Source organism: Alicyclobacillus sp. ALC3, from assembly GCF_028751195.1.
GTDB lineage: Bacteria > Bacillota > Bacilli > Alicyclobacillales > Alicyclobacillaceae > Alicyclobacillus_L.
This window is the reverse complement of sequence record NZ_CP066784.1, coordinates 536459-563083: the sequence shown is the minus strand read 5'-3', so window position 1 is coordinate 563083 and position 26625 is coordinate 536459. Positions and strand designations below refer to the sequence as shown.

Sequence of the window (26625 nt, the reverse complement as noted above, 5' to 3'; positions counted from 1 at the left end):
GTGATGAGCTTTCTCGTAGGGCAAATCCTGGCTGGGCTGTTCATCGGCGCGTTTTACGCGATGGTCGCCCTCGGGTACACCATGGTATACGGCATCATGCGGCTCATCAACTTCGCTCATGGAGACCTGTATATGATCGGCGCCTATTTCAGCTTCACTGTCCTCGGTTTGCTCGGGGCAGGGACCGGGAACCGCTTCCTGGTTATTGCGGGCGTCATGGTGCTGGTCATGGCTTTGGTCGGATTGCTGGGAATGCTCATCGAGCGCGTCGCGTATAAGCCACTTCGACGCGCTCCTCTTCTCAGCGTGATGATCACGGCGCTTGGAGTATCCATGACGCTGGAGAATGGAGTCCTCGTGATCCCAGGATGGGGGTCGCAATACCTGGTGTTTCCCGCTTCACTTCCGAACCGCAGCATTCACATCTTTGGCTATCAGGTGACGGCAGGCGACCTGATCATTCTCGGCGTAGCGTGCCTGCTGATGGTGCTCTTGTACTGGTTTGTTCATGGCACTGTAACTGGCAAGACGATGCGCGCGATTGCGATCGACAAGGACGCGTCGGCGTTGATGGGTATCAACATCAACCGGACCATCGCCATTACTTTCTTGCTCGGCGCCGCACTCGCAGGGGCAGCCGGAGTTCTCGGTGGACTGTACTACGGCCAAATTAACTACTTGATGGGTTTTTCGCTCGGACTTGAGGCGTTCACTGCTGCTGTGCTCGGCGGCATTGGGAACATCCCTGGCGCCATGCTCGGTGGCTTCTTGCTCGGAATTTTGCAGTCTGTTGGGTCCGGATACCTAGGCTCGCAATGGGCCACCGTGTTCACGTTCGGGATCCTGATTATTCTTCTAACCATCCGTCCCACTGGAATTCTTGGAGAGAAGACGGGGGTGAGAATGTGAACGGGGAACTGAAGGACGTGGAGTCGCCGACAGACTCGCTGACGCAAAGAAGACTGCCGACGGTGTTGAGTGGGCGCAACGGGGTGTTTGTCGTGGGGTTGGTGCTGGTTTTCATCATGGCACCCATTGTCTACCCGAGTTCTTACTTCATCAGTGTCGCCACACAGGCAGGCATTTACATCGGACTAGCATTGGGTTTGAACATGGTGGTCGGCTACGCTGGACTACTCGACCTCGGGTATGCGGCGTTTTTCGCCATCGGCGCGTACGGTTCGAGTATCCTGAGTTCGGTTTTGCACTGGCCCCTTCTCGCAACACTGCCATTCGTCCTCATCATGGCGATCATTTCCGCACTCATCATTGGTGGCCCCACCCTGAGACTGCGGTCGGATTACCTTGCGATTGTCACTCTGGGGTTCGGCGAGATCATCCAGGTTACGGCTACGAACCTGAATATCACCGGCGGCGCGACAGGCATGTATGACATTCCTCCACTCAGTCTCTTTGGGTTTCAACTGACACAAGGGATCGATTATTACTACGTCCTGTTGTTCCTCATCGTGCTGTTCGTGTACGTCGTGTTTCGATTGAGACGATCGAAAGTCGGGCGCGCTTGGCTGGCCATTCGAGAAGACGAAGATGCCGCTTTGGCGATGGGCATCAACACTGTGAACTACAAGATTTATGCCTACGTCGGAGGTGCAATTTTTGCTGCTATCATCGGGCTCGTATATGGTGCCCTGATGACGGCTGTAGCGCCGACCAGTTTCGGATACCAGCAGTCCATTTTGGTTTTGGTCGCCGTCCTGATCGGTGGTATGGGCAGCATTCCAGGCATGATTGTCGGCGGCATCCTTGTCGAGGCGATTCCGGAGGTCATGCGCAGCTTGTCTGACTACCGGTTGCTCGTGTTTGGCGTGATTATGATTATCGTCATGATCTTCAGGCCGCAGGGGATTTGGCCGGAAAGGAGAGTTCGGTGGTCAACCAAAGCGAAGTAGCACACAGTGTGGACCCATCCGAATCGCTTCTCAAGGTCGAAGACCTGTCCCTGTCGTTTGGCGGCGTAAAGGCTGTGTCGGAGGTTTCATTTGAAGTCATGCCGGGCAGCCTGAATGGGCTGATTGGGCCAAATGGAGCAGGCAAGACCTCGCTGTTCAACTGCATCACTGGGTTTTATTCTCCTACTGGCGGGCGTGTACTGTTCCGAGGGAAGAACATCACCCGCCGGCGGCCGCACTACATCGCCCAGTTAGGACTACGGCGGACCTTTCAGAACCTGCGGCTGTTCCCTGGACTCAGTGTGATAGAGAATGTGCTGGTTGGCGCACACAACCGAGCGGACGCAAACATTTTGCGGGTTCTCCTGCCGAGTCGAAAGCGTCGCGAGTCGGAGAGTGAACTCGTGCGTGAAGCGTACAAGTGGCTTGAGTTCGTAGGCATCGAAAAGTATGATTCGAGCTCTGCGCGCGACTTGCCGTACGGGATCCAAAAACGGCTGGAGATCGCGAGAGCGCTCATCGCAAATCCCACGCTGTTGCTTCTCGACGAACCCGCGGCAGGGTTGAACACTTTTGAGCGTAAGGAACTGCTCGATTTGATACGCCAGGTGAACGGACTTGGGGTCGCGGTTCTGATGATCGAACACGATATGGACTTGGTGATGGCGCTCTCCGAACAGGTCGTCGTGTTGGACTACGGCCGCAAGATCGCGGCGGGTAGCCCAGAGCACGTGCAAAACGACCCGAACGTGATTCGAGCTTATTTGGGGGGCTCGGACGATGAGTAACGCGTTGGAAACGTTAGATTTGACGGTGACATACGGTCCGGTGAGCGCGGTCCAAGAGGTGAGTGTGGCGCTCGGGGAAGGGCAACTGGTGACCATTCTCGGACCGAACGGGGCCGGCAAGACGTCCATCCTGCGCGCGCTGACTGGGTTGGAGCGGATCCGGTCTGGCCGCGTTCGGCTGTTTGGCACTGATGTCGCGGGGAAACCGGCACACTGGTTGGTGCGCAACGGGTTGATACACGTCCCGGAACGCAGGCGTATCTTCGGTCGTATGTCCGTAAAAGAAAACCTTGAGCTTGGCGCCTTCACGTACTACCGCAACAGAGCCGAGCGGGAAAAGCACCTCAAAGAGGTGTTGAGTCTCTTCCCTCGCCTCGAGGAGAGGCTGAAACAACTAGGCGGTATGCTGTCCGGTGGCGAGCAGCAGATGCTTGCGATCGGCCGCGCACTGATGGCGCGCCCGCGCGTGCTGTTGCTTGATGAACCTTCCTTGGGACTATCGCCACAGATGACGAACACGATTTACCAGACCATCCGTAGCATCGCTCTGCAAGGGACGAGTGTACTGCTCGTCGAGCAGAACGCTCACCTTGCTCTGAAGGTCGCACACTACGCGTACTTGCTGCGCAGCGGAACGGTCGTCGCCGAAGGGCGAGCTGAGGAGTTTCGCGACGAAGCGAAGCTTGCGAGTGCGTATTTGGGTGGCGAGCACGCGTAAACACGGGTTTCAGACAGGCACCCTGAGGCAGACTGGGAGCTATCACGAGGGGCGAACAAAGTGAAGTTTAACCATGTCTTTCACACCGTTGAGACACACACCGGAGGAAATCCAACGCGCACCGTGCTCGGTGGAATGCCGAAGGTCCCGGGAGCGACTATGATGGAGAAAGTCATCAACTTTCGCGACGAGTATGATTGGCTGCGCACCGCGCTGATGTTCGAGCCGCGCGGACACAGTGTGATGTCTGGCTGTATCCTCACAGAGCCCGTACACGCTGAGGCCGACCTTGGCGTCATTTACATTGAAGTTGGCGGTTACCTGCCGATGTGCGGGCACGACACCATCGGTTTGGTCACGGCCCTCATCGAAACGGGACAAGTGCCGGCAGAGGAGCCAGTCACGCACCTTGTGCTCGATACGCCGTCGGGAATCGTCCGGACAGAGGCCCTGGTACGGGACGGCCGCGTGCTTTCCGTCAGTTTCGAGAACGTTCCGTCATTCTTGTTTCTAAAGGACCTGACTGTCGAGGTCCCGGAACTAGGGCAGGTGACGCTCGACGTTGCTTGGGGCGGGAACTTTTATGGGTTGGTGAGCGCGAAGAGTGTCAGTCTTTCGCTTGTGCCAGAGAACGCTCGACTTGCCATACACCACGCGAAAAACATTCGCAAAGCAGTAAACGAGAGTGTTGAGATTGTCCACCCCGAACTTCCGGATGTACCAGGCCTGACACACATTGAGTACTACGACGAGCCGACCCACCCCCAAGCGGATGTCAAAAACATGGTCATCGTGCCGCCAGGTGGGGTTGACCGTTCCCCTTGCGGCACGGGTACGTCTGCGAAGGCAGCTGTACTGTGGAGTCACGGCGAGTTGGCTGTTGGCGAGTCGTTTGTCCATGAGAGTGTGACAAGCGCCCTGTTCACAGCGACTGTTCTGAGAGAGACCAACGTGGCCGGTATTCCGGCAGTTGTGCCGCGGATCACGGGGTCTGCCCATGTCCTTGGCGAGTCCACGTTCGTCATTGAACCAGATGACCCGCTGCGGGCTGGATTTCTGCTGCCCTGAAAGTCACACCTACCCTCTCTGCATCTCTCTTCGAGCAGAACAGGGTGAAAGTCAGTCAATCGCTTAGGAGGAACTATGGACATTCGCGAAGTATTTGACGTGATTGACATGCATGCTGCGGGTGAACCCCTGCGCATTATCCTCAGCGGCTATCCCAGAGTCCTCGGGCGAACCGTCCTCGAAAAGCGGCAGTACCTGCAGGAACACCTCGACCATCTGCGGCGAAAACTCATGTGGGAGCCGTGGGGTCATGAAGACATGTACGGCTGCCTGTTGGTGGAGCCCGAACGGCCAGATAGCCTGTACGGCCTCATCTTTATGCACAACGAAGGCTATAGCACGATGTGTGGGCACGCCACCATCGCCGTCACCAAGATGGTGGTAGAGACCGGCCGCGTACCTGTACCTGCCGACGGAGAAAAAGTAACTGTTCGCTTTGACGTGCCAAGTGGGCAGGTGGAAGCCCATGCGCACATGCGTGACGGCCGCGTACACCACGTCGAGTTCGAGAACGTCCCAGCGTTCCCTGTTGCTCTCGACATCGAAGTTGCAGTTGACGAGCAGCCAATTTGTCTCGATGTCTCGTTTGGCGGCGCATACTACGCCATTGTCGACAGCGCGTCGCTTGGCCTCGCTGTGACGCCGGAAAACGTGGACGCCTTTCGCGCATGGGCTGCGAAAATCAAGCCGGCGGTCGAGGAACTGCACTTGACCCAGCACCCTGAGGACCCGCGACTCAACAGCTTGTACGGTGTCATTTTCACCGATGCACCCGAAGCTTCGTCACACCACAGCCGCAACATCACAGTGTTTGCAGATGGCCAGGTGGACCGCTCGCCGTGCGGCAGCTGTTTGAGCTCCCGGTTGGCGGCGCTCGACGCGAAGAAAGAGATTGAACGACATCAACCGGTCGAGGTCGAGAGCGTGATCGGCACGAGTTTTACAGGCCAAGTGATCGGCGACGGACCGCAGGTTGGCGACTTCTCCACTGTCCGAACCACGGTCGCAGGACAGGCGTCCTGGCTGGGATTTCGCCGTTTCTTCAGCAATCCGCATGATCCGGTCGAACCATTCTTGGTGCGATAAGGGGTGTGTCTGTGAAACTAACAGCGACTGAACAGGCGATGCTGCAGGGAGTCGAAGGACCTGCAGTTCAACTCGCTATGGAAATTGTCTGCGAGATGGGAGAGTTACAAGGGGCCGACGAGCTCATCGCTATCACGGGAGCCCACATCGACGGTACAGTCTACGAAGGCGACGCCATCGTCGATTTTGTCGAGCGGCTGGCTGAGCTAGGCGCCAAGGTGCGCGTTCCCTCGACGCTGAACGCCGTGTCAGTCGACGTGAAAAACTGGCGCAAACGCGGCATCCCGGAGCACTACGCCACACAGGCGATGCGCATCGTAGACGGCTACCTTGCGATGGGGCTTCGGCCCACCTTCACGTGTTCGCCGTATCAGATCGGCTACCTCCCAAAGTTCGGAGAGCAAGTTGCTTGGGGTGAGTCGAACGCCATCGCGTTTGCCAACTCGGTCTGTGGCGCTAGAACCGAGCGCTACGGCGATTTCATGGACATCTCAGCCGCCATTGTCGGGCGCGTGCCGGCCGTCGGGCTGCACCTCACAGAAAACCGACGCGCGAAAGCCTGGTTTCGCATTGCTGACGATATTGACGACGAGCTGCGGCACTCCGATATCTTCTACCCACTTCTCGGCTATTGGATTGGAGAACACACGGGCGCGGACATTCCCGTCGTGAGCGGCATTCCGCAAGACGTGACATCCGACCGTCTGAAAGCGTTGCTCGCGGCTTCAGCATCCTCAGGCGCAGTGGCGCTGATGCACATGGTCGGAGTGACGCCGGAGGCGCCGGATTTGGACACTGCCTGTCAGGGGCAAGCGCCCGAGGCGGTCTTCGACGTCACGCGCGACGACTTGCGCAAGGCCTTTGCATCGTTGAACCACTCTGCGACGGGAGAACTGGACGCTGTCGTGCTCGGCAGTCCACACTTCTCAGCGCAGGAGTTCACTGAGTTGGCGCACCTGGTGCGCGGTCGTGAAAAGCACCCGGACGTGAAGTTCCTCGTCACGACCAACCGCGCGTCTTATGAGAGTGCAAAAGCGAGCGGTGTTCTCGAAGTCGTCGAAGGGTTTGGCGCAGAAATCGTCCAAGACACTTGTATTTTGCTCGCGCCGATCCTGGACGACTCGATCCACACGATGATGACGAACTCCGGAAAGTACGCGCACTACTCTCCAGGTCGACTCGGTGTCAAAGTGTACTTCGGAACGCTCGAAGACACTGTGGAGTCGGCAGTGGCGGGCAGCGCTAGGTGGAGGGGATTTTGATGGTGATCGAAGGAACCCCGATTCTTGCCGGAAGTTGCTCGGGCGCCGTCGTCTTTACGGACGCACCGCTCAGCTTTTGGGGGGGCGTGAATGCCGTCGACGGCAGGGTGGTGGACATTCACCACCCACTGGAGGGGACCGTGCTGACGGATAAAATTCTCGTCATGCCACGGACCCGCGGGTCGAGCACAACGAGTGCGGTCCTGCTCGAAATGATTCGGGCGAACACTGCACCGAAAGCCATTGTCACGAGCCAACTCGACCCGCTCTTAACGCTCGGCGCCGTGATCGGCAAGAAACTCTACCAGCGCACCGTCGTGATGCTGTCCGTGCCAGAGAGTGTGTTTTCTTCGCTCAGAGAGGTCAATCACGTAGACGTTTTGATGGATGGCACGATGGTGGAAGTTTTGAACACGCAAGACCCTACAGCGTGACAGATGAGGTCGTCCAGCTACAGCATGGACGACTCTTTTAGTACGGCTTGGCTTTAGGAGGGGTAGATCCAGATGGAGTATGTGAAACTCGGGAATACCGGCATCGACGTGTCTCGAATCTGCCTCGGCTGTTTCGGGTTTGGCGTGGCGGAGCGGTCTCTGCACCCCTGGGTTCGCGACGAACAGACCAGTCGCGAGATTGTCAAACGAGCGCTCGAACTCGGGATCAACTTCTTCGATACGGCAAATGCGTACGCCGATGGAACCAGTGAAGAGTTTCTCGGCCGGGCTCTCCGAGACTATGCTAACCGGGACGAAGTCGTGATCGCTACTAAGGTCTACTTCCGCATGCACGAAGGTCCAAACGGTGCCGGCCTGTCGCGGAAGGCCATCATGTCCGAGATCGACAAGAGTCTGAAGCGACTCGGTACCGATTACGTGGATTTATATCAGATTCACCGCTGGGACTACGACACACCGATTGAAGAGACCATGGAGGCATTGCACGACGTTGTGAAGTCCGGAAAGGCGAGGTACATTGGCGCATCGGCCATGTACGCCTGGCAGTTTCTTAAGGCGCTGCACGTCGCCGAGAACAACGGGTGGATTCGCTTCGTCAGCATGCAGAACCACCTCAATCTCATCTACAGGGAAGAAGAGCGTGAGATGCTGCCGCTTTGCCGGGAAGAGAAAATCGGGATCCTTCCATATAGTCCCCTGGCTTCCGGGCGATTGACGCGCGACCGGGCAGAGAAGACGCTTCGTTCCGAAACCGATCATGAACAGCACACAAAATACGAAGCGATGGCAGACGCTGACGAACTGATTGTGGACCGCGTGGCACAACTCGCTGCTAAGCGGCTGGTCCCAAGGTCCCACATCGCGCTTGCCTGGCTGTTGCAGAAACACCCAGTTACCGCGCCAGTCGTCGGCGCGACGAAAACGTCGCATATCGAAGAAGCAATCGGTGCGCTGTCGCTCCAATTAACGTCAGATGAAGTGGGATATCTAGAAGAACCGTATGTGCCACATCCGGTCGTGGGTGCTCTGTAGTCTGAAGGGCCTTTGTTGTACGATATAGGTGGTACCTAGAGACTTCAACAGGGGCATCGAACAAGAGGTGTGGCATCGTGGAACTGACAGCGCGGCAGAAGTGGTGGGTTCTCATCACCGCGGGACTCGCCACATTCCTGCCAAGTACATACAACAGCATTCTGAACACGATTTTGCCAGAAATTCAGCACGGGCTGCACTCGTCATTGGCGGCTTCCGCTTGGATCATGCTGATGTACCTGCTGGTTCTAACGGTGCTTCTGCTGCCAGTGGGGCGCGTATCTGACCTGATTGGACGCCGCAATCTGCTAGTTGCGGGATTCCTTTTGTTCGCAGGTGCAGCTGTGTTTTGCGCGGTGTCACGCGATCTCGTCTGGGTTGTGGTTGGCCGCGGCATCATGGGTGTCGGCGGTGCCATGCTCATCTCAGTAGCGCCTGCGGTCGTCACTACCGTCATGCCCGCACGTGAGCGCGGACGAGCCATGGGTTTTCTCGGTCTGCTCACATATCTCGGAATGGCGGTTGGGCCAGTCCTCGGCGGTACGCTGACGCAACTGTGGGGCTGGCCCGCCGTGTTTCTGTTTGCAGTGCCGACAGGATTGGTCGGCGTGCTGCTTGGAATTATCGTGATCCCGAAGTCACCCAAAGCTAGCGGTCGCGTGCCGCTCGACACCAGGGGCACTCTGGTCTACGCAGTTGCTGCGGTCGCCTTCACGCTGGCGATGAATCCGAGTGTGCTCGGTCGGGACAAAACTGTCGCGATCGCTGTGTTGGTCGCCGTCACGGTAGCGTCCATCGTTGGGTTCATCCTCATTGAGCGACGTCAGGCTAAACCACTGATGTGCCTGAACCTGTTCACAATCCGCACCTTTTCATTCGGTATCATCGCAACCGTTCTCAACTACTCCACCTTCTTCATCGTGACATTTCTTGTCCCGGTTTACCTCTCGCACCAATTTCGGTTCTCGCCGGCGGTGGTCGGCCTTTGGATGAGTGGAATGTCAGTGGTGATGGCGGTCGTCGCACCCGCAGCCGGCGCCATGTATGACCGCATCGGATCACGGGCGTTATCCACAGTTGGCATGGCCTGCGGGGCCGTGTCGCTCGCAGTCTTCACACTGGTCGCCCGGCAGGGGAACGGGGAGTTCTTGTGGCTCGCCGTTGCACTCCTTCTCAACGGGTTTGGCACCGCCGTCTTCGCGCCGCCGAACAATACCTCGGTGTTGATGTCTGCCCCTTCCAAGCAGCAGGGGATGGCATCAGGAGTGCTCACGACTTCACGCTACTTTGGCATGATGTGCGGCATTGCGCTCGGCTCAACACTATTCAACGCCATCATCCACTCGCTTCCCGGCAGTACCGCAAGTGGATACGACGACGCTTTCCGCGGCGTGATGTGGACGGCGGCAGGCATCATGGCGATCGGTACCGTGATCGCGTATGGTACGCGATCAGAGCGAAAGGACGCAGCTTCAGTGACGAGCAGCTCGCGGGGAGGGTGAGTGATAGATATGGGGGACATTGTCGTGCGGAGTTGTAGGGTCGACGAAGATGTTGTACTTGCCACTAGGAGATGATTCAACGGTTGTCATTGGCAAAACTGTACTATTGGCGTCATTAACACTGGCCGCCCCAACACACAGCAGTTAGGGCGGTCGCCGTACTTTTCGGTAGCCTTCAGAGGGATGCGGAAACTTTATGGGACAGTCGGTTGAAAGATGTGCTCAATCGTCTGATGTCCTTCGTTCTCATCGTAGTCGACTTGGCGCTCAAACTGGAACGGTTCCAGCATGGGTAGGTCGTTCGTCGAAAATAGGTACGCGTCTTCCGTGGACGAAGTGTTGACGTGTTCGTGCCACGTCCAAGCGGGTAGGGCAAAGAAATCGCCTTCTGACCAGTCGAATCGAACCCCGTTCATCACGGTGTAGCCTTGCCCTTGATGTACGTAAAATATCTGTGAGTGAACGTGGCGGTGGGCGCGTCCCTGAAACCCGGGAGGCAGTTTCTGCATCCAAGCCCCAATTCGGCCGTCCGCGTCCTTGCCGTTGGTCGGATTGATGTACTCTACGGCGTACCCATCGAACGGGTCAACGTCAAGTTCGGACAGCCCGTCAAGCGCCTGCTTTGTCAATCCCCACCGATACCGCCCTAGCGCGACTGGTTTGGAACCGCGGTCGGAAATTGGTCTCACCATGCCGCCTTGATAGCGCCTGGCACCGAAGTCGTTTGGAACCGTTAACGGCTGTCGGCGCTTTGGGTAAAACTCAGTAAACGAAACGTTCAACGCCATAATAAACGGCGTATCCAAACAGTCCATCCAAACGACAGGCTCTGTCCCTTCGTTGGCGTGCTCGTGCCAACAGTAATCGGGCGTGATGAGGTAGTCACCGGGTTCGAATGGGATGCGTTCGCCGTCTACCGTACCGTACCCTCCTTCACCCTGCATGACAAATCGAAGCGCCGTAGATGTATGGCGGTGCGGCGGCGCGACTTCGCCGGGATTTACGACTTGAATGGCGGCGTAGAGCGTCTGCGTCGTGCCTCCCCAGCCGTAGGGTTGGAGGTGCTGCATACCGGGGTTGATGAGAAACAGCGCTCTCCGCTCTGCAGAGCCGAGCCCAACCTCTAGCAACGTCTTTGCTTTGTCGAGGTTGTGTTGGATGAGGTCCCTCTTCCATAGATAGGGGACGGCCCGTGGTGTCGGCTCTACAGAATTGAAGGACGAAATAGACGCCCACAGGGGGCCTAAGTGGACAGACTCCAACTCATCGTGAAATTCACGCAGTTCCTTTGGCCAATTCTGCTCGTTCAAACCTTACCCCTCCCGTTCGGCAACGTACCGTAAGCTAGGTCACCCGCTTCTATGCCCGATACTCGACCTGTACCGAAAACTCTCCGATCCGTTCAATCTGAATGCGAACTGTGTCTCCCGCTTGGATGGGGCCGACGCCTTCAGGCGTACCGGTGGTCACGATGTCACCAGCCTTGAGCGTCAAGACCTTCGATGCTTCTGATAGAAACTTGTAACAGCCGTAGATCATTGTGTTTGTGTTGGTCTCCTGCCGAACTTCATCGTTCACCCACAAGCGCAGGTCGACGTTGTTCGGATTCATCATCTCGTCGGCAGTCACAATCCACGGACCGATGGGGGTAAATGTGTCAAACGATTTTCGCCATGGACGGTCTTCCTTGCCGCGGACGGTGATGTCCATCAGTGCGAAGTACCCGAAAATGTAGTCGGCAGCCTCAGCTTCGGAAATGTCTTTGGCGTCACGTCCAATCACGAATGCGATTTCCGCTTCGTGGTCGGTCCGCCGGTCTCGAAAGGGCAGCAGAATTGTGTCACCAGGGCCGATGATGGAAGACGGGGCTTTCAAGAAGAATCCGAGCTTTTCGATGGTGTACTCAGCGTTGTTAAACTGCTGGTTCATTTCGTCTTGATGAAGCCGGTAGTTGACTGGTGCCGCCACGATTTTGCTCGGCGCTGGCACAGGCGGTCTCAGTCGAACGTCTGCAAGTGCGAGAACCGGGCATTGACGCAGCGCGTCTCGAATGCGCGCGTCCTGTTCTGCATAGGTGCGCATAAAGGTGACGAGTGACTCTTGCGGGCGCTCAAAATCCCACCCGACCAAGGAAGAGATATCGTAGACATTGTCTTCATCCACGACTCCGAGGCGATTGTCATTGAACAGTGCTAGCTTCACAGTTCGTCCTCCTTGAGATTTGATCGAGTCTGTGGGTTAGGACACCTGTGGTGCTTTGCCAATTCCCTGATCCCGAACGCTCAACAGGAGGGACGAGTTTAACAGCCACTGGTGAGCTTTTTGTGGATCGGCAGCTGTCTCGGCCATTTCCCGCTGCAGTTGTAGGCGCTCCTCTTCTTTTTTTTCGGTCATAACTTTGGTGTTCTTTTCACTGATGCTCCGGACGTACTTCAGTGCAACAGCGCGTCGGGCTTGCGCGTACGTTTCAAACTCGGCGTCCACGTTTTGACCGTTTTCTCCGAAGATGCGCAGCATGCGGTGGCTCAAGTCAATGGCGTCGTGAATTCCGCTGTTTAACCCAAGGCCTCCGAGTGGGCTGTTGACGTGTGCGGCGTCGCCCAACAGTACGACACGCCCTTTATAGAACTTTTCTGCCACACGCTGGTGAACGTGATAAATCATGTGCTCCACAACAGGGAACGTGTCAGTGGTGTTGAGCGCTGCCTGGAACGTCTTTTGTACATTGGCTTCCGATAATGCTTCTTCGTCAGAGATGTGAGGGGGGACGGGCCACAGCAGTCTCCACGCGCCAGGAACTCGGAGGATGAACAAAAATTCTTCTGGGTCCGACACGTAGTTCACATAGGCGAGGTCGGGTAGGTACTGGTCAAATGGGCGCGTTGTCCCTACGAGCAGAAACCTCTCTTCGAGGGTATAGCCTTCAAACTTGAAGTTGAGCAGGTGGCGAACGGTACTCCGACCGCCGTCGGCTCCGAGGAGGAAGGAACCGCGAAGTTTGTAAGTCCCGTCTGGACCTTCGACAGTGGCGGTAACGCCGACATCGTCCTGCTCGATGTCCACCAGCTTCGAGTTCAACCGCACCTCAATGTTGTCGCGTTCTGTTATCTTCGCGTAGACAATCTGGACGTAGGTCGATTGCGGACACTGCAAGCGGAACGGGTACTTGGTGTCGTTCTTCAGCAAGTTGCAGTCAAAATCCGCGTACAAACCGGTCTTGCGGTCACGGTAGTGAATATGGTCGGCCTTCAGCCCGACCTTTAACAGCTCATCAGCGATTCCAAATGGTTCGAGCAGTTCCATGGTCGCTGCATGGAAGGTCGATGCGCGCCACTCTTTCCCCGGCAAATCGTCCTTTTCCAGTACAATGACGTCTATTCCCTTTTGCGACAGTGCTTCGGCGATGGTGAGCCCAACAGGACCGGCTCCCGCAATGATGACTGGTTCTTTCAACATGTAGTTTGCCACTCCTCGTCGTTGTGGGGTTTTGCCCCGCGAAAATTTATAGCAGGGTTGCGAGATTTCACGATAACAGTTGAACCGTACGGTTCGGCTACCGCAGCCGATATCCCATGCGGTAGGAAATTTCCTCTGCTGTTTCTTTCAAAGCGGCGACTGCTTGACCATCGGGCGCTGTGTTGAGTACGCCGCGCAGGCCGATAATGCTGAGGGCTCCAGCCAGTTGTCCCAGTGCATTAAAAATGGGGGTGCTTAAGGCGGTTGTCGCAGAATTGATGCTGCTCTCTGTCATTGATAGACCGGTTTTACGCACCGAGTCCACTTCTAAGTTGTACGCCTCCGGTGAAATCGTGCCTTTGTCGACGAGATCTAGGTAGAATGGGTCCGTCACTTCTTCCGGTAGAAAGGCCCGAAAGACCTTACCAGTGGCAGTGTAGAGGGGGACGTAGGACCCTGTGTCCACGCCGACATTGACGGTCTTGTTGCTCTTTTCCCACCTCAGGAAGAACGGGCCACGCTCGCGCCAAATGCTCAAGGCGACGGTTTCGTTAATTCGATTGCGCAGATCAATCATCTTGGCGCCGGCTTGCTTAGCGATGTCAATTTCGTCGAACGCAGCGCCTCCGAGTGCGATTAACTCCGGCCCCAATAACCACTTTGGAATTTCATCGTCGTAGCGAATGAGTACGCCGAGTCGCACGAATGAATTCAGATAGCGGTACAGTTGGCTTTTGTGCAGGCCCGTGGTCGTGTACAGCTCACTGAGCGTCATGGACCGCTTATGATCAGCCACGGCGCGAAGGATGGAAAATCCGACTTCGACGGATTGGATTCTGCGGTTCATGTCAGCATCGTCTTCTGTTCGCAAAACGCCCTGTCCCCCTCAAACTCACACGGTGATAACGGTACGTGAACAAACAGCACGTATGGTTGCAATTTATTGAATCCTAACACTATACACAGAATCGCGTCAAGGTTTCAGAAATTTTATCTAGGGCTGGTTTTGTGCCCCATCGGGGCTTGCAGTCGACGAGAGGGAGCAAAGTGCAAGGAGTGGAGAAAAAAGGGTGTCTAGGGGCAGTGTCATCTCTACTATAAGCTGCCGCCAGCGCGTGAAACGGGATCAAAACGCCATTTGGAATGAGGTTTGATGATGAAACCGTGCTCCTAGACAAACTCTTTGGCCGCGGGAACTGCACTGACTGTGTGTGCTTGCAAAGTTGGCAGCACGTCCTTTGCAACCTCGAATCTGCTCAATGAACATGTCGCCTGGCATCGACGGTGGATAGGCTGCACAGTAAAGACGACATTACATTCAGTTGACCAAATTGTGCCTGATTTGTGTTGGAGATTGACTGTGCGCGGTCTTGACAGGGCTTTCATGCCTTTATATACTCGCACTACAAACTTTGATAATTGTGAATTGCGGCAACGTATCGTGAACGGGGGTGAGGTTAAAAAATTTTGTACGAGATTACTGGTGGTTGCATGACGTGATTTCAGTCATGAAGTGGGGGAGAGGGAAGTATGTCGACGGCAACTAAGCGAGTTGATGTGTCAGAATTAATCAACAATAATCGTGTGGGCAGTATGCAAATCTTAATCATAGTCGTCTGTGGACTCGTAGCGACGCTCGATGGTTTCGACCTTCAGCAAATGTCTTTTGTCGCGCCTGTACTCGCGAAACTGTGGCATTTAAAGCCTGCCGAACTGGGTCCGACCTTTTCTGCAGGTCTGTTTGGGCTCATGATTGGGGCGCTCATCTCCGGCCCAATTGCTGACCGAGTTGGACGCAAGATTGTGGTCATCTACTCCTGTTTTGCATTTGGACTGTTCTCTCTCTTGACCGTCACATCTCATGACATTCATACGATGTTGGTCTTTCGCATTTTGACAGGTCTCGGTTTAGGTGGCTCGATGCCGAACATCATCGCCATCACGTCTGAGTATTCGCCTAAGCGTTGGCATAAGACGATGGTATCGGTTATGTTCATCGGTGTTCCCGTTGGAGCCGTGGTAGGGAGCTTGATTGCGACTGCAGTCATGCCCACAGGCGGATGGCAGTCGATGTTTTACATCGGAGGCATCATCCCCATCATTCTCGGCGTGGTGTTCGCCTTCACCTGTCCAGAGTCAGTACGCTTCCTTGTTGTCCGCAACAGGCCCGCACCGCGCATTGCGAAGGTTCTTAATCGAGTGGTTCCTGGCTCATCATTTTCGGAATCATCCGATTTCTATCTGCCGGAGAAAAAACTCGATGGCGTCCCTGTGGCGCACTTGGTGAGCAAGGGCTTTATGGGCAACACAATCTTGCTCTGGATTGTGTTCTTCATGAATCTGTTCATTACGTACTTCGTCACCCAGTGGCTGACGACGGTCTTGGCGAAAGTGGGATTCCCGCTGTCTCAGACCTTGATTGCCATTGCACTGCTGGAAGGCGGCGGCGCCGTCGGCGGCATCATTATTGGGATTTACGGCGATAAGCGGAGTATGAAGGGCATCCTCATCTGGGCCTTCCTACTCAACGCTGTGGCCCTAGTTCTCATTAGCCTAGTGTCGAATGCTGCTGTGCTGTTGACGCTTATCTTCATCGCGGGTCTGCTGTTTGTTGGGGCGCAGTTCGGAATCAACGGCCTTGCTGCTTCGGTGTACCCGACCAGTGTTCGGTCTTCTGGTGTCAGCTGGGCGCTTGGCGTCGGACGCATTGGGTCGATCATCGGTCCGACGCTTGGCGGTCTCATCCTGCCGGCGCTTGGAAGCCCGACGCAAATGTTTATGATTGCGGCGATTCCTTCTGTCGTTGCAGCTTTCGCTATGATTCCTTTGAAGACCAAGGACTACGAGGAAGTGACGTCGGCAGCTTCAACTGTATCGGCGTCCTAAGTGTTCTATTGACCGAGCGAGGCAAAGTAGAGAAGTCGCTATCGACACGGGTGCGCCGCAGTCGGAGATGGGGATGGCCATCCCCGACCACCGGCACGCGGCGCATCTTCTTGGCCCTTTTTCACTGGCAATATGCAGATAGCTGGTTTAGGGCGACAGCATCCACTCGATTTCCTGCGCGGATTGTTTCATGTTTGCCAACCGCTCGCGCACGACTTCGTCTGTCATGCGGTTCTCGAGGTCAAATAAGCCAATGCCCGCCACAACCTCATTGTGACTGCGAATTGGCACTGACAGGGCCACCACTCCTGGGTTCATTTCACCGTGACTGTAGGCGTAGCCTTGTTCTCGTACCGTATTTATTTGTGCGAGAAAGTCTTGTGCGTTCGAGCCTGATGCGAACTGAGGGTCAAAGCCCTGGAGGAGTTCATCATCCGAGAGCCGCGAGACGGCAGCTAACAACTTGCCGCCAGCGCCAGAGTTGAGTGGGTAGGGGACACCGACGCATCGACCATCGCAACGGATCGGGACTCTGGAACTGAAGCACAGTGATAATTTGCAGACCTGCTCGGACGTTCAGCACAACTGAAGCCCCGGTCTCATCGCGCAGCGTTCGTAGGACTGGTGTAGCGGCAGAGACGACGTCGTTCCCATCCAGAAAACCGTGGCACAACTTTACAATGCCAAAGTCTAACGCGTACTGACGCGTCGCGTCGTCTAGTTTGACCATGCCGTGTGCAGAGAGAGAGTTTAAAATTCGCTAAGCTGTGCTTTTCGGTAGATCAATCATTCGTGCTGTCTCCCGAACGCCAAGTCGATGAACCGGGGTAGCGAGGTACTGAATGATTTCGATGGCGGCATCTACGTTGCGAACCCGTTCTTGCTCGGAAGTCATGTCGTCACCTCGTCAAAGGTAAATTTCATCTCGCATTGTACATGAATGAGTAACCACGCAATTGATTTCTGAAGATTTAACACATTAGCTCGGCAGTGTTATCGGTAATATCGGGGACAGTGTCCCGAATGTCAAGATGAAGTTCTTCGGTGGAGGTGTGGGGAAACTTGAACGCAACACAGATTAGTGTCCGCGGTACAGGAGTTCGTCTCCTAGAGTCCGGAACCGGCGAACCGTTGATTTACCTGCATGGTGCTTCGGGTGGCGGCGAGTGGCTGCCGTTCTTAGAGCAGTTGTCTGCCGAGTACCACGTCTATGCGCCGGAGCACCCTGGATTTGGGGAGAGCGGAGATTTGCCGTATGTCGAGTCGATCGAAGACCTCGCCTTTCACTATCTAGATTTCTTGGATGCTCTGGGTATTGCAAAAGCGCACTTCGTCGGCTCATCACTGGGAGGATGGCTTGCGCTGGAGATTGCTACGCTAGCACCGCACAGAATGGATAAGCTCGTGCTGATGGGTGCAGCTGGACTGCGAGTTGAGGGCGTTGAAGTGCCAGACACGTTCATGATGGACAGTGCAGAGCACCTGACCGCGATGTTTTACGACCCCGATTTCGCCGCGCGGCGTTTGCGAGCGATTTCGACGCATCCCGACGACGTAGCTATCCAGTATCGCAACCGCGCAACCGTAGCACATCTGGCTTGGAACCCCTATTTTCATCGTCCTCAGTTGCGTCACCGTCTCCACCGGGTCACGATGCCAGTGCTTTTAGTCTGGGGCGAGCAGGACAAAATTTTTCCCCCTGCCATTGGCGAGGCGTACGTCGAACTGTTATCCGACGCACAACTCTGCGTGATTTCTGAATGCGGTCACTTGCCGGCCCAAGAACAGGCCGACAAGTGTGTGTCGTTGATACGCGATTTCATCCAACAGGGGGTGCGCTGAGTGCAGTTCTTTTTCCATCACTTGATGCCGTGGCCGAACGTTCCCAAAGACAATCCATACCCACAGGCGTGGGTGACGTACCCTCGCTCTGAGCACGACCCGGAAATTGGGGCAGAACTCTATGAAGACTATTTAAGCCAGTACGAGTACGCAGAGCGTCTAGGCTTCGATGGTGTGTGCATCAACGAACACCACCAAACCGCGTACGGCAACATGCCGTCTCCGAACATCATGGCGGCTGCGTTGGCCGTTCGAACGAAACGTGTCAAAATTGCGATTCTCGGCAATGCGATTCCGCTGCGTGCGAATCCGCAACGGATTGCTGAAGAGATCGCCATGCTTGACTTACTCAGCAAAGGTCGGATTATCTCCGGTTTTGTTCGTGGCATTGGACCCGAGTATCATTCCTTTTCCATGGACCCGACCCAGTCGCGAGAGCGTTTCAACGAAGCGCACGACCTCATTATCCGCGCTTGGACTGAGTCCGGACCGTTCGAATTCTACGGAAAACACTATAAGTTTCGCTATGTCAACCCATGGCCGAGAACGCTACAACAGCCACATCCCCCGATTTGGATCCCGTCTCAAGGCAGCGTCGAAACGATAGATTGGGTGGCAAAGAAGCATTACACCTATCTGCAAACGTATAGTTCAATCGACTCGGTGCGCCGGGTGTTTAACCAGTTTAAAGCAGCGACAGAGCGCTACGGCTACACTGCGAGTCCGCATCAAATGGGCTGGGCACTCCCTGTGCACATGGCCGGCACAGAAGAACAGGCGATGGCAGAGGCGAAAGAACCAATGGAGTACCTCTTTAACGACGTATTCAAGATGGCTCCGCAGGTGTTCTTTCCCCCAGGTTACCTGACACCTGAGTCAATGAGTCGTGTCGTGGCGAACAAGAAAGGGTTGGGTACTGGCTACCTATCGTTCGAAGACTTGGTCGTTAAGGGCTACGTCATGGTGGGGACCCCTGAAACAGTCCGGCAGCGGTTTGCAGAGTACCAGAAGGAAATCGGCTTTGGCAATTTGCTAGTCATGCTCCAGTTTGGCACTTTGCCCCACCACCTGGCCTTGCGCAACATCGAGATGTTCGCGCGTGAGGTGATGCCATACTTGCGGCCGCTTTGCGAAGCCGAACAAGCAGACCCTCAATATGTCCATACCTACGGAACGGAGTGAACCCTTTGGACCCACGGCAATTTCGCAACATCGCAGGAGCTTTTGCAACAGGCGTCACGGTCGTCACCGCTATCAACTCGGCTGGGAAACCTGTTGGCATGACTGTTAACTCCTTTACCGCACTGTCCCTAGACCCGCCGCTCGTACTGGTGACAGTGGCCCAAAGCGCGAGTTTGTTCGATGACTTTACCAACGTACACGGCTTCGCGGTGAATATCCTGACCGATCAGCAGGAGAGTCTGTCTCGTACGTTTGCCGCCAAGGACATCGACCGGTTTGCAGGGCTGAGCTACCAAAGTGGAGTGACGAGCAGCCCGATTCTCCCCGACGTACTAGGTTATTTTGACTGCGAGGTGTACGACCGAATCCCATGTGGAGACCATATGATCCTCGTTGGCCACGTGGTGTACGGACAGATAACTGAAGGCGATCCGCTGCTCTTCGTGCGTGGCAAGTACCTGACTGCAGTGCGTTCATGAGGGGGCGGTGGAACCCGGGTGTGGCGCCGCTCTCACACTGGAGGCGGATGAGTTGGAACGAGCCCTTGGCGGGCGAGCGATTGATGCATTAATTGTCGTGGGCACAGTCCTCAACGTCTGTTGTGAGTCCACCGTTCGTGACGCGTTCTTCCGGGGTTTTCGCGTCTTTCTCCCAATCGGCCTGAATACGACACGTCACCACTCAGACATTGGGTTTGGAGAGTTTACGGCTGAGGAACTAGCCGGCGCCGTGTACACCAGTCTTGGCCACCGTTTCGCGCACGTCATGAACCTCAGGGAACTGATGGCGCAAATTGGTGCAGAGAGCATTGGTGGAAGACCACGGACGCCAGGCGTATGAACATGATATGGAGGCGTTTGACGATGGTGCAGGATGAGAATAACTTCGCTACGCAGCGTGAAAATTTTGCCGACGAGAATGTGCGAGTTGAGCTTCAGGACGGCATCGCTTGGGTTTACTTCAACCGCCCTAGTAAGAAAAACGCGATGAGTCCGAACCTGAACCGCGACATGTTGGCTGTTCTAGAGGCTCTGGAAGCAGATGACCGCTGCAAGGTTCTGGTGTTGACCGGTGAAGGAGACGCGTTCTCGGCTGGAATGGATCTAAAGGAGTACTTCCGCGACATTGATGAGAACCGTTACGACGAGGTGATGCGGATTCGTCGTCAAGCAACGTACTGGCAGTGGCGTAAACTCATGTACTACCCAAAACCGACAATCGCGATGGTGAACGGTTGGTGTTTCGGTGGAGGCTTGACGCCCATGATTGCGTGCGACTTGGCCATCGCTGCAGACGAGGCGGTGTTTGGTTTGTCCGAGATCAACTGGGGCATCATTCCCGCCGGGAATGTCACAAAAGCCGTCGAAGCTTTGGTCGGTCAACGCAACGCACTCTACTACATCATGACTGGTGAAACTTTCAATGGGCAGCGCGCCGCCGAGATTGGCCTAGTCAACGAGTCTGTCCCACTTGCTCAATTGGCTGCCCGGACGACGGAGTTAGCGAAGCTTTTGCTCGGGAAGAACTTGCACATTGTCAACGCGGCAAAGATGGCGTACAAGTACTCGCGCGAGATGTCTTGGGATACGGCTGAAGAATACCTGTTCGCAAAGCAGCAACAGGCCATCACGACGGATCCGGAACGCGGGCGCAGTAGGGGGCTGACCCAGTTTTTGGACGAAAAGAGCTACCGTCCGGGTCTGGGGAGCTACCGTCCGGGTCTGGGGAGCTACAGTCGTGAGTAATCAAGAAGCCGCACCCGCAATTAGACACTTGGTCGGCGTCGAACGGTTGCTGCGCCCGAAATCGCTGGCCATCGTCGGCGTCTCTTCTACGCCAGGGTCGCCAGGTCTTGGCGTGTGGAATAATCTTAAGAACTTTGGCTGTGCGATTGAGACGTGGTTGGTGAGTCGCAGTCGCGATGAAGTCGACGGGCACGCCTGTGTTCGTTCCGTCGACGAACTTCCTGAAGGTATCGATGTTGCAGTGCTCTGCGTCCCGGCAAGTGCTGCCGTAGAGTCGGTGACCGCGTGCGCACGGCGCAAGGTTGGTGTCGTTGTTCTTTATGGTGCCGGCTACGCCGAGGCTGGAGCGCTGGGTCAGCGCATACAGGATGAAGTCGTGAGCATTGCCGAACAACACGGCATGGCTGTCGCCGGGCCAAATTGTATGGGGCTCACCAACTTTGTGGACGGTGTGCCCGTCACATTTGCGCCCGGTCTCCAGCATACGCCGACCGGACATGAGCCTGGGGTTGCTATTTTGACCCAGAGTGGTGGCATGATGTCGAACTTGCGGGAGATGAGTCAGGCGAAAGGAGTACCGATTTCCTACGCCATCTCTACCGGCAATGAGGCTGGCCTCGGGGTAGAAGAGTACCTTGAGTATTTGGTGACAGACCGCGACACCAAGACGGTTGCAATGTATGTCGAACAGATTCGCAATCCGCAACGTTTTCTGGCGCTGGCAAGGCGTGCGCGTTTGAGCAACAAATCGATCGTCTTGCTGCACTCCGGTCGAAGTGCAGCCTCAAGGGAAGCAGCGCAGTCGCACACAGGCGCCATGGTCAAAGACGTGCGTATCGCTAAGACCTTGCTTCAGGCAGAAGGCGTCATCGTAGTCGAGACGATGGAGGACCTGGTCGACGTGGCCCATATGCTGACGTGTTTTGTGCAACTGCCGACGGCTGGTCCAGGAATTTTAACCGATTCGGGTGCCCTCAAGGGGTTCGCGCTCGATTACGCAGACGCAATCGGACTCGAACTGCCAGGTTTGTCCTCTGCAACACGCCAGCGACTGAATGAGGTCATGCCCTCCTATACGACGTCGTCGAATCCACTCGACATCACAGCGCAAGCTCTCAGCGAGATGAGTTTATACACGGAAACGGCGGCGGCGCTGCTCCACGACGAAGCTGTCGGCAGTCTGATGGTTGTGGTGCTGCCAGGCTCTTTGCAGATTGCTCTGCGCAAAGCTAAGGGGGTACTTCTTGCTGTTGATGGCGCGAGCAAGCCGGCTGTATTCGTTATCATGGGCGAGGGCTCACCCCTCTCGGAAGAACTTGTGCCAACATTGCGTCAACACCACGTGCCACTCTTTCGTTCGCCAGAGCGCGCAATGCGCGCGATGACCGCAGTCGTGCAGCATGCGAGATGGTTGGCGGAACTCCGGTCGCGTGAAGCCTTAGACGACACAGCGAGCGGCAACGCGAAATCGGCGGGTGTGCCAGGTGTCCAGGTGCCCGCCCAAACGATACTGGTTCCGCCAAGCGGCAGTCTGATGGAGCACGAGGGTAAAGGGATGCTTGCCGCACTTGGCATCCCGACTCCGCTAGGAGGACTCTGCCAGACGGCAGATGAGGCCGTAGAGCTGGCGAAGAGCATCGGGTACCCGCTGGTGCTCAAAATCCAGGCGCCATCCATCTTGCATAAGAGTGATGTTGGTGGGGTCATCGTCGGGATCGGAAACGAAGCGGCGCTTAGGGAGAACTGGCGTCAGTTGATGCAGAATGTGGGGAGTGCTTGTCCGAATGTGCACCTAGATGGTGTCCTGGTCGAGCGCATGGCAAAGCCCGGAGCGGAAATGGTGGTCGGAGCGAAGCGAGACTCAACCTGGGGACCGGTGTTGATGGTCGGGATGGGTGGCGTGTGGATTGAACTGCTGCACGACGTTCGCCTGCTACAGCCCGGGTTACCTGTCGAGCTGATCGAGCGAGAAATCTTGTCGCTTCAGGCAGCTCCACTGCTGACGGGTACGCGTGGGAGCGGGCGCATGGACGTGAGGGCGCTGGCAGTGGTGGTTGAGAAAGTCGGTCAGCTCATCTGTACGAATCCTGAGATTGCTGAGATTGACCTCAATCCGGTGGTTGTGTACCGAGCGGGGCAGGGGGTTCAAGTGTTGGATGCTGTGATTCTGGGAGTGCGTTTGGAAGGAAGGGAGAGCCAAGCAGGTGAATGTAAGGGCAGCAGTAACACATGCCAAGGGGGCAACCTTTGAAGTTGAAACAGTACAACTCGACGCGCCGGGGGCGCATGAGGTACTGGTTAAATTGGTAGCGTCAGGGATTTGTCACACAGACCTCAGCGTACGTGACCAGGCTAAGCCGGTTCCCTTACCCGCTGTGCTGGGCCATGAAGGTGCGGGAGTTGTCGTGGAGGTCGGGCGCGGCGTCACGCGGGTGAAACCAAACGACCACGTCATCATGTCTTATGGGTCCTGTGGCCACTGTCGGAACTGCAGGGGCGGCGCGCCTTATCTTTGCAGCGATATGTATGAGCTCAACTTCGCTGGCACCATGCCAGATGGAACACATCGGATTCACTTGGGTGGAGAGGCAGTGTCGACTTTCTTTGGGCAGTCGTCATTTGGAGCCTATGCGGTGGTTCCGGACCGAAACCTGGTTTTGGTGAACTCGAGCTTGCCCTTGCGAACCTTGGCGCCGCTTGGGTGCGGCGTGCAAACAGGCAGTGGCATTGTGCTCAATCGCCTCAATTGCCAACCCGGCGAGTCACTGGTCGTATTTGGTTGTGGAACCGTTGGGTTGTCCGCGGTCATGGCCGGTCGCACGCGCCAGTTGGACGTGATTGCTGTGATCGATTTGAACCCGGAACGGTTGGCTTTGGCAAGGGAACTGGGAGCGACACACGTACTCAATGCGGCAGAATTTGAAACCGGGAGACAAGTCACGGAGACGCTTGTAAACCAAACACGAGGTGGCTTCGACTATGCAATCGACGCTGTCGGGAGTCCGAACATCCTTGAATCGTGCGTTGCCTCGGTGCGGATGGGGGGGACGGCAGTACTGGTCGGGGGGACGGCGCTAGGGACAAAGGCCTCTATCGACATGAACACTTTGCTATTCGGACGCACACTCACTGGCGTCGTCGAAGGCGACAGCGTCCCAGAGGTGTTTATTCCGCAACTCATTGATTTGTACCAGCGGGGTGACTTCCCGTTTGACCGGCTGATTCGATTTTATGACTTCGAGCAGGTCAACGAAGCTGTCGCGGATATGGAGGCAGGACTGACCATCAAGCCTGTGTTGATTTTTCCGGAATAACCGGCCGATTTCAATGTTGAGTCCGGCTCATAAGACCGTCTTTGGTCCCAAATAACTAGTCATTTTGTCACGGTGTTGACTACGTAAGTTGCTGATAAAGATGATTCTTTAGAGCCTGTTGCTAAGTCATCCCTGTCCTTAGGATTGATCTAATGGAAGTGGTATCCTGAGGGGGGAGACTCATGGAGAGAATTCTCGTCGCGCTTGAAGGTTCACCAGTAGCGGCTGCGCAGGTGGCGAACATGCTATTGGACGAGTGGGCAGAAGTTGAGCTTGTGGTCGCCTACGATGACCATCACTTTGGATTAACAGCCGAGGAAATGCTCTCGGGCGTGAGGGTTCTGTTTACGGTAGCTGCTGCAAACCGTATGAGCTTTTATCCCGTTTGCGGTCATCTTGTCGAGGCCGTGAGCAACCTCGCTACAGAACTCGATGCAACAATGATTGTCGTCAGCGAAAACAAAGGTACGGTGTGGAACAGGACTGCGTCTTCTCGAGTCTATCCGGACATTCTTCGTAAAACTTCAGTACCCGTGATGGTGGTGCCCAATTTGCCGGCCCATCCTCGGATTGACCTGCGCAAGTTCCGCAAAATTTTATATGCAACAGACGGCGTGATGGACAGTGCTGTGACGTTTCAGTTTGTACAAACTTTGATGAATGCACTTCCCTATGCTGAATTGTTTAGTTTGTACGTCACTGACGATGGAGTGTACCCCGGTGCACCCCTTCCGTCTGAACACTATCAGTGTGAACAAAACCGAACAAACCGTGTTGTACGTCGACTTATGAAATCGACGTTTTCCAACTCAGAAGTGCGGCATCACGTGTTGACCTGCGAGGGACCTGTTATTCGAGCCATCAGTGACGTAGCCGTCCACGAGCGCGTGGACATGGTTGTTGTCGGAAGTCACCGACCTGACAGCATGACTCGGTATATCGTCCGAAGTGTTGGCAAGGCCGTCATGAGTCGAACGCAAGTGCCCATCGTCGTCGTCAACCACCCATTCGGGAGGATGCTAAACGCTCTGCACACCCAAGTCGTGGAACAGATTTGATCAACTGCGTTTCGTGAGTTCTGCGTGGAAGGCAACCCGCCCTCGAACTCTGTCGGGGGCGCCGCCGCTGATGTTGTGACGCAATGGAACGGAATTAGGCCAAGGCCGTCGCTGCGTTCGCGTGAAAGTGCGGAAGTACGTGCTTCGCGAACCGTTCCATCGAAGCAATTGTCTCTGTGTGCCCCAAACCTCCGAAATCGAAGTAGATGATGACCTCTTCAACCCCAGACTCCTCCACCTTTTTCAGTGTCTCGACGCAGTAGTCGGCATCGCCGACAATGATTGTCTGCTCGCTGAGATCTGTAGTGCGCATCGACTGAAGACGCTTGACAATGTCGACGAAGTAGCGGATGTGGGGTGGGGCGGTAGCCGGATCGGACGGGAAGGCTGGCACGAGCCCGCGGAAGTACTTGAGCATGCGCTCCTTTGTGGCTTCGACGTCTGCTTTTGATTCGCAGACGTTGAGGAAGTAAGAGCAACGTGCGTTCTTGCCTTCATAGCCGTGTTTCTGCGAGAGTTCGTGAAACTGCGCGACGGCGTTGTGGACGCTACCGAACACCATTGTGGCGGCAAACGGAGCAAAGATCACGTTCTCGCCCATTTCCGCTGCCCGCTCTAACGACGGGGCGCTGAACGACGCCACGTAAATCGGCGGATACGGCTCCTGCACGGGGTGCGGCACCAGCGTGACTTCCGGGATGTTGTAGTATTTTCCACTGAATGAGAAGGTACCCTCTCGCCAAGCCTTTTGGATGATGTCGAGTTGTTCGAAGAAGATCTCGCGGCTGTTGTTAAAGTCGACTTCAAACGCGTCGTACTCGCGCTTGTCATAGCCACGTCCAGCGGAAAACAGAGACCGTCCGTTGCTCAGCACGTCAAGCAGCGCGTAGTCCTCGGCCATGCGTATCGGGTGGTTGGTCGGCAAGAGGACGGTTGCCGGGGCCAACTGGATGCGTTTTGTCCGCCCTGCTACGTGAGCGAGCAACATCGAGGGTGACGGCAAAACGCCGAAAAGCCCGAAGTGGTGCTCAGGGACCCATACCGAATTGAAGCCGAGTTCTTCCGCGTACACAGCCTGTTCAACCAGGTTCGTAATGACTTGATTCGGATCACGCCGTTCCTCTCCGTACCCTTCCGGATTATCGGTAAGTGTGAAGTAGCCGAACTTCATGTACATCCCCCCGTCAAATATGCCAAGCCGAGTCGAGGCATCTTCGTTAGTGGCTCCCGACAATAAGTTCAACAATCGTGAACACGATTCACGCAATCGTCGATATGTTCACTCTACGGATGAAGGCAACGGCGTGTCAACCTCTGATTG

Annotated in this window: 26 protein-coding genes; 19 read left to right on the top strand and 7 right to left on the bottom strand. The window is 55.8% G+C overall.

All coding sequences use genetic code 11. From position 1 onward, the window contains the following. The first annotated feature begins 3 nt into the window (after positions 1-3). From JC200_RS02660 to JC200_RS02615, 10 genes are all read left to right on the top strand, one after another. Positions 4-909: a branched-chain amino acid ABC transporter permease gene (locus JC200_RS02660; protein WP_274434642.1), complete on the top strand. Its 906-nt coding sequence runs from the start codon at positions 4-6 to the stop codon at positions 907-909. After that, positions 906-1910, top strand: coding sequence for a branched-chain amino acid ABC transporter permease (locus JC200_RS02655; RefSeq protein ID WP_274434641.1), 1005 nt, complete (start codon positions 906-908; stop codon positions 1908-1910). The genes JC200_RS02660 and JC200_RS02655 overlap by 4 nt, the downstream gene beginning before the upstream one ends. Continuing rightward, positions 1889-2698, top strand: a complete 810-nt coding sequence (locus JC200_RS02650) for an ABC transporter ATP-binding protein (protein WP_274434640.1) — start codon at positions 1889-1891, stop codon at positions 2696-2698. Before JC200_RS02655 ends, JC200_RS02650 begins: the two co-directional genes overlap by 22 nt. Then, entirely contained in the window at positions 2691-3416 is a 726-nt protein-coding gene (locus JC200_RS02645) for an ABC transporter ATP-binding protein (RefSeq protein ID WP_274434639.1), read from the top strand. The genes JC200_RS02650 and JC200_RS02645 overlap by 8 nt, the downstream gene beginning before the upstream one ends. A 60-nt stretch (positions 3417-3476) precedes the next feature. Beyond that, the gene (locus JC200_RS02640; protein ID WP_274434638.1) at positions 3477-4484 is read left to right on the top strand and encodes a proline racemase family protein; all 1008 of its coding nucleotides are present in this window, start codon (positions 3477-3479) and stop codon (positions 4482-4484) included. A 75-nt stretch (positions 4485-4559) separates the two neighbouring features. Further along, positions 4560-5570 carry a proline racemase family protein gene (locus JC200_RS02635; RefSeq protein ID WP_274434637.1) on the top strand — a complete coding sequence of 337 codons (1011 nt, stop codon included), beginning with the start codon at positions 4560-4562 and terminating at the stop codon, positions 5568-5570. A gap of 11 nt (positions 5571-5581) precedes the next feature. Then, positions 5582-6832, top strand: a complete 1251-nt coding sequence (locus tag JC200_RS02630) for an aconitase X catalytic domain-containing protein (protein ID WP_274434636.1) — start codon at positions 5582-5584, stop codon at positions 6830-6832. After that, the gene (locus tag JC200_RS02625; RefSeq protein ID WP_274434635.1) at positions 6832-7266 is read left to right on the top strand and encodes an aconitase X swivel domain-containing protein; all 435 of its coding nucleotides are present in this window, start codon (positions 6832-6834) and stop codon (positions 7264-7266) included. The genes JC200_RS02630 and JC200_RS02625 overlap by 1 nt, the downstream gene beginning before the upstream one ends. A 72-nt stretch (positions 7267-7338) precedes the next feature. Further along, positions 7339-8319, top strand: a complete 981-nt coding sequence (locus JC200_RS02620; RefSeq protein WP_274434634.1) for an aldo/keto reductase — start codon at positions 7339-7341, stop codon at positions 8317-8319. A 77-nt stretch (positions 8320-8396) separates the two neighbouring features. Beyond that, the gene (locus JC200_RS02615) at positions 8397-9821 is read left to right on the top strand and encodes an MFS transporter (protein ID WP_274434633.1); all 1425 of its coding nucleotides are present in this window, start codon (positions 8397-8399) and stop codon (positions 9819-9821) included. 194 nt (positions 9822-10015) lie between these two features. Here JC200_RS02615 and JC200_RS02610 read toward each other — a convergent pair whose 3' ends face one another. From JC200_RS02610 to JC200_RS02595, 4 genes are all read right to left on the bottom strand, one after another. Continuing rightward, entirely contained in the window at positions 10016-11131 is a 1116-nt protein-coding gene (locus tag JC200_RS02610; protein ID WP_274434632.1) for a cupin domain-containing protein, read from the bottom strand. Positions 11132-11180: 49 nt separating this feature from the next. Beyond that, positions 11181-12023, bottom strand: a complete 843-nt coding sequence (locus JC200_RS02605) for a fumarylacetoacetate hydrolase family protein (RefSeq protein ID WP_274434631.1) — start codon at positions 12021-12023, stop codon at positions 11181-11183. A 36-nt stretch (positions 12024-12059) separates the two neighbouring features. Continuing rightward, positions 12060-13277: an FAD-dependent oxidoreductase gene (locus JC200_RS02600; protein ID WP_274434630.1), complete on the bottom strand. Its 1218-nt coding sequence runs from the start codon at positions 13275-13277 to the stop codon at positions 12060-12062. A 97-nt stretch (positions 13278-13374) separates the two neighbouring features. Beyond that, a complete protein-coding gene (locus tag JC200_RS02595) occupies positions 13375-14148 on the bottom strand; it encodes an IclR family transcriptional regulator (protein WP_274434629.1) in 774 nt (257 codons plus the stop codon). 659 nt (positions 14149-14807) lie between these two features. On the opposite strand from JC200_RS02595, the gene JC200_RS02590 reads away from it, so the two are divergent. Continuing rightward, on the top strand, positions 14808-16163 hold the full coding sequence (locus tag JC200_RS02590) for an MFS transporter (RefSeq protein ID WP_274434628.1): 1356 nt from the start codon (positions 14808-14810) through the stop codon (positions 16161-16163). Between the two features lie 147 nt (positions 16164-16310). Here the strand turns inward: JC200_RS02590 and JC200_RS02585 are convergent, their stop codons facing one another. Together JC200_RS02585 and JC200_RS02580 are read right to left on the bottom strand one after the other, a co-directional pair. Then, positions 16311-16688: an IclR family transcriptional regulator domain-containing protein gene (locus tag JC200_RS02585; protein ID WP_274436450.1), complete on the bottom strand. Its 378-nt coding sequence runs from the start codon at positions 16686-16688 to the stop codon at positions 16311-16313. A 235-nt stretch (positions 16689-16923) separates the two neighbouring features. Continuing rightward, positions 16924-17058 carry a helix-turn-helix domain-containing protein gene (locus tag JC200_RS02580; protein WP_274434627.1) on the bottom strand — a complete coding sequence of 45 codons (135 nt, stop codon included), beginning with the start codon at positions 17056-17058 and terminating at the stop codon, positions 16924-16926. 167 nt (positions 17059-17225) lie between these two features. On the opposite strand from JC200_RS02580, the gene JC200_RS02575 reads away from it, so the two are divergent. The 8 genes from JC200_RS02575 to JC200_RS02540 all read left to right on the top strand — a co-directional run bounded on the left by JC200_RS02575 (position 17226) and on the right by JC200_RS02540 (position 25304). Continuing rightward, positions 17226-18005, top strand: coding sequence for an alpha/beta fold hydrolase (locus JC200_RS02575; RefSeq protein ID WP_274434626.1), 780 nt, complete (start codon positions 17226-17228; stop codon positions 18003-18005). Beyond that, positions 18006-19187: an LLM class flavin-dependent oxidoreductase gene (locus JC200_RS02570; RefSeq protein ID WP_274434625.1), complete on the top strand. Its 1182-nt coding sequence runs from the start codon at positions 18006-18008 to the stop codon at positions 19185-19187. It abuts the gene before it with no gap. A 5-nt stretch (positions 19188-19192) separates the two neighbouring features. After that, complete coding sequence (locus JC200_RS02565) at positions 19193-19666, top strand: flavin reductase family protein (RefSeq protein WP_274434624.1); 474 nt, start codon at positions 19193-19195, stop codon at positions 19664-19666. 7 nt (positions 19667-19673) lie between these two features. Continuing rightward, positions 19674-20027: an isochorismatase family protein gene (locus JC200_RS02560; RefSeq protein ID WP_274434623.1), complete on the top strand. Its 354-nt coding sequence runs from the start codon at positions 19674-19676 to the stop codon at positions 20025-20027. 23 nt (positions 20028-20050) lie between these two features. Further along, the gene (locus JC200_RS02555) at positions 20051-20932 is read left to right on the top strand and encodes a p-hydroxycinnamoyl CoA hydratase/lyase (RefSeq protein WP_274434622.1); all 882 of its coding nucleotides are present in this window, start codon (positions 20051-20053) and stop codon (positions 20930-20932) included. Next, a complete protein-coding gene (locus tag JC200_RS02550; RefSeq protein WP_274434621.1) occupies positions 20925-23183 on the top strand; it encodes an acetate--CoA ligase family protein in 2259 nt (752 codons plus the stop codon). Before JC200_RS02555 ends, JC200_RS02550 begins: the two co-directional genes overlap by 8 nt. Beyond that, a complete protein-coding gene (locus tag JC200_RS02545; protein WP_274434620.1) occupies positions 23137-24246 on the top strand; it encodes an NAD(P)-dependent alcohol dehydrogenase in 1110 nt (369 codons plus the stop codon). Before JC200_RS02550 ends, JC200_RS02545 begins: the two co-directional genes overlap by 47 nt. Positions 24247-24428: 182 nt before the next feature. Further along, positions 24429-25304 carry a universal stress protein gene (locus tag JC200_RS02540; RefSeq protein ID WP_274434619.1) on the top strand — a complete coding sequence of 292 codons (876 nt, stop codon included), beginning with the start codon at positions 24429-24431 and terminating at the stop codon, positions 25302-25304. A gap of 94 nt (positions 25305-25398) precedes the next feature. Here JC200_RS02540 and JC200_RS02535 read toward each other — a convergent pair whose 3' ends face one another. Then, positions 25399-26475 carry an LLM class flavin-dependent oxidoreductase gene (locus JC200_RS02535; protein WP_274434617.1) on the bottom strand — a complete coding sequence of 359 codons (1077 nt, stop codon included), beginning with the start codon at positions 26473-26475 and terminating at the stop codon, positions 25399-25401. Between the last annotated feature and the right edge of the window lie 150 nt (positions 26476-26625).

Coding starts and splice junctions, on each gene's coding strand:
- JC200_RS02590 (WP_274434628.1), top strand. CDS start 14,808: ATGTCGACGGCAACTAAGCGAGTTGATGTGTCAGAATTAATCAACAAT.
- JC200_RS02620 (WP_274434634.1), top strand. CDS start 7,339: ATGGAGTATGTGAAACTCGGGAATACCGGCATCGACGTGTCTCGAATC.
- JC200_RS02660 (WP_274434642.1), top strand. CDS start 4: ATGAGCTTTCTCGTAGGGCAAATCCTGGCTGGGCTGTTCATCGGCGCG.
- JC200_RS02580 (WP_274434627.1), bottom strand. CDS start 17,058: ATGACTTCCGAGCAAGAACGGGTTCGCAACGTAGATGCCGCCATCGAA.
- JC200_RS02535 (WP_274434617.1), bottom strand. CDS start 26,475: ATGAAGTTCGGCTACTTCACACTTACCGATAATCCGGAAGGGTACGGA.
- JC200_RS02635 (WP_274434637.1), top strand. CDS start 4,560: ATGGACATTCGCGAAGTATTTGACGTGATTGACATGCATGCTGCGGGT.
- JC200_RS02600 (WP_274434630.1), bottom strand. CDS start 13,277: ATGTTGAAAGAACCAGTCATCATTGCGGGAGCCGGTCCTGTTGGGCTC.
- JC200_RS02555 (WP_274434622.1), top strand. CDS start 20,051: ATGGTGCAGGATGAGAATAACTTCGCTACGCAGCGTGAAAATTTTGCC.
- JC200_RS02540 (WP_274434619.1), top strand. CDS start 24,429: ATGGAGAGAATTCTCGTCGCGCTTGAAGGTTCACCAGTAGCGGCTGCG.
- JC200_RS02625 (WP_274434635.1), top strand. CDS start 6,832: ATGGTGATCGAAGGAACCCCGATTCTTGCCGGAAGTTGCTCGGGCGCC.
- JC200_RS02645 (WP_274434639.1), top strand. CDS start 2,691: ATGAGTAACGCGTTGGAAACGTTAGATTTGACGGTGACATACGGTCCG.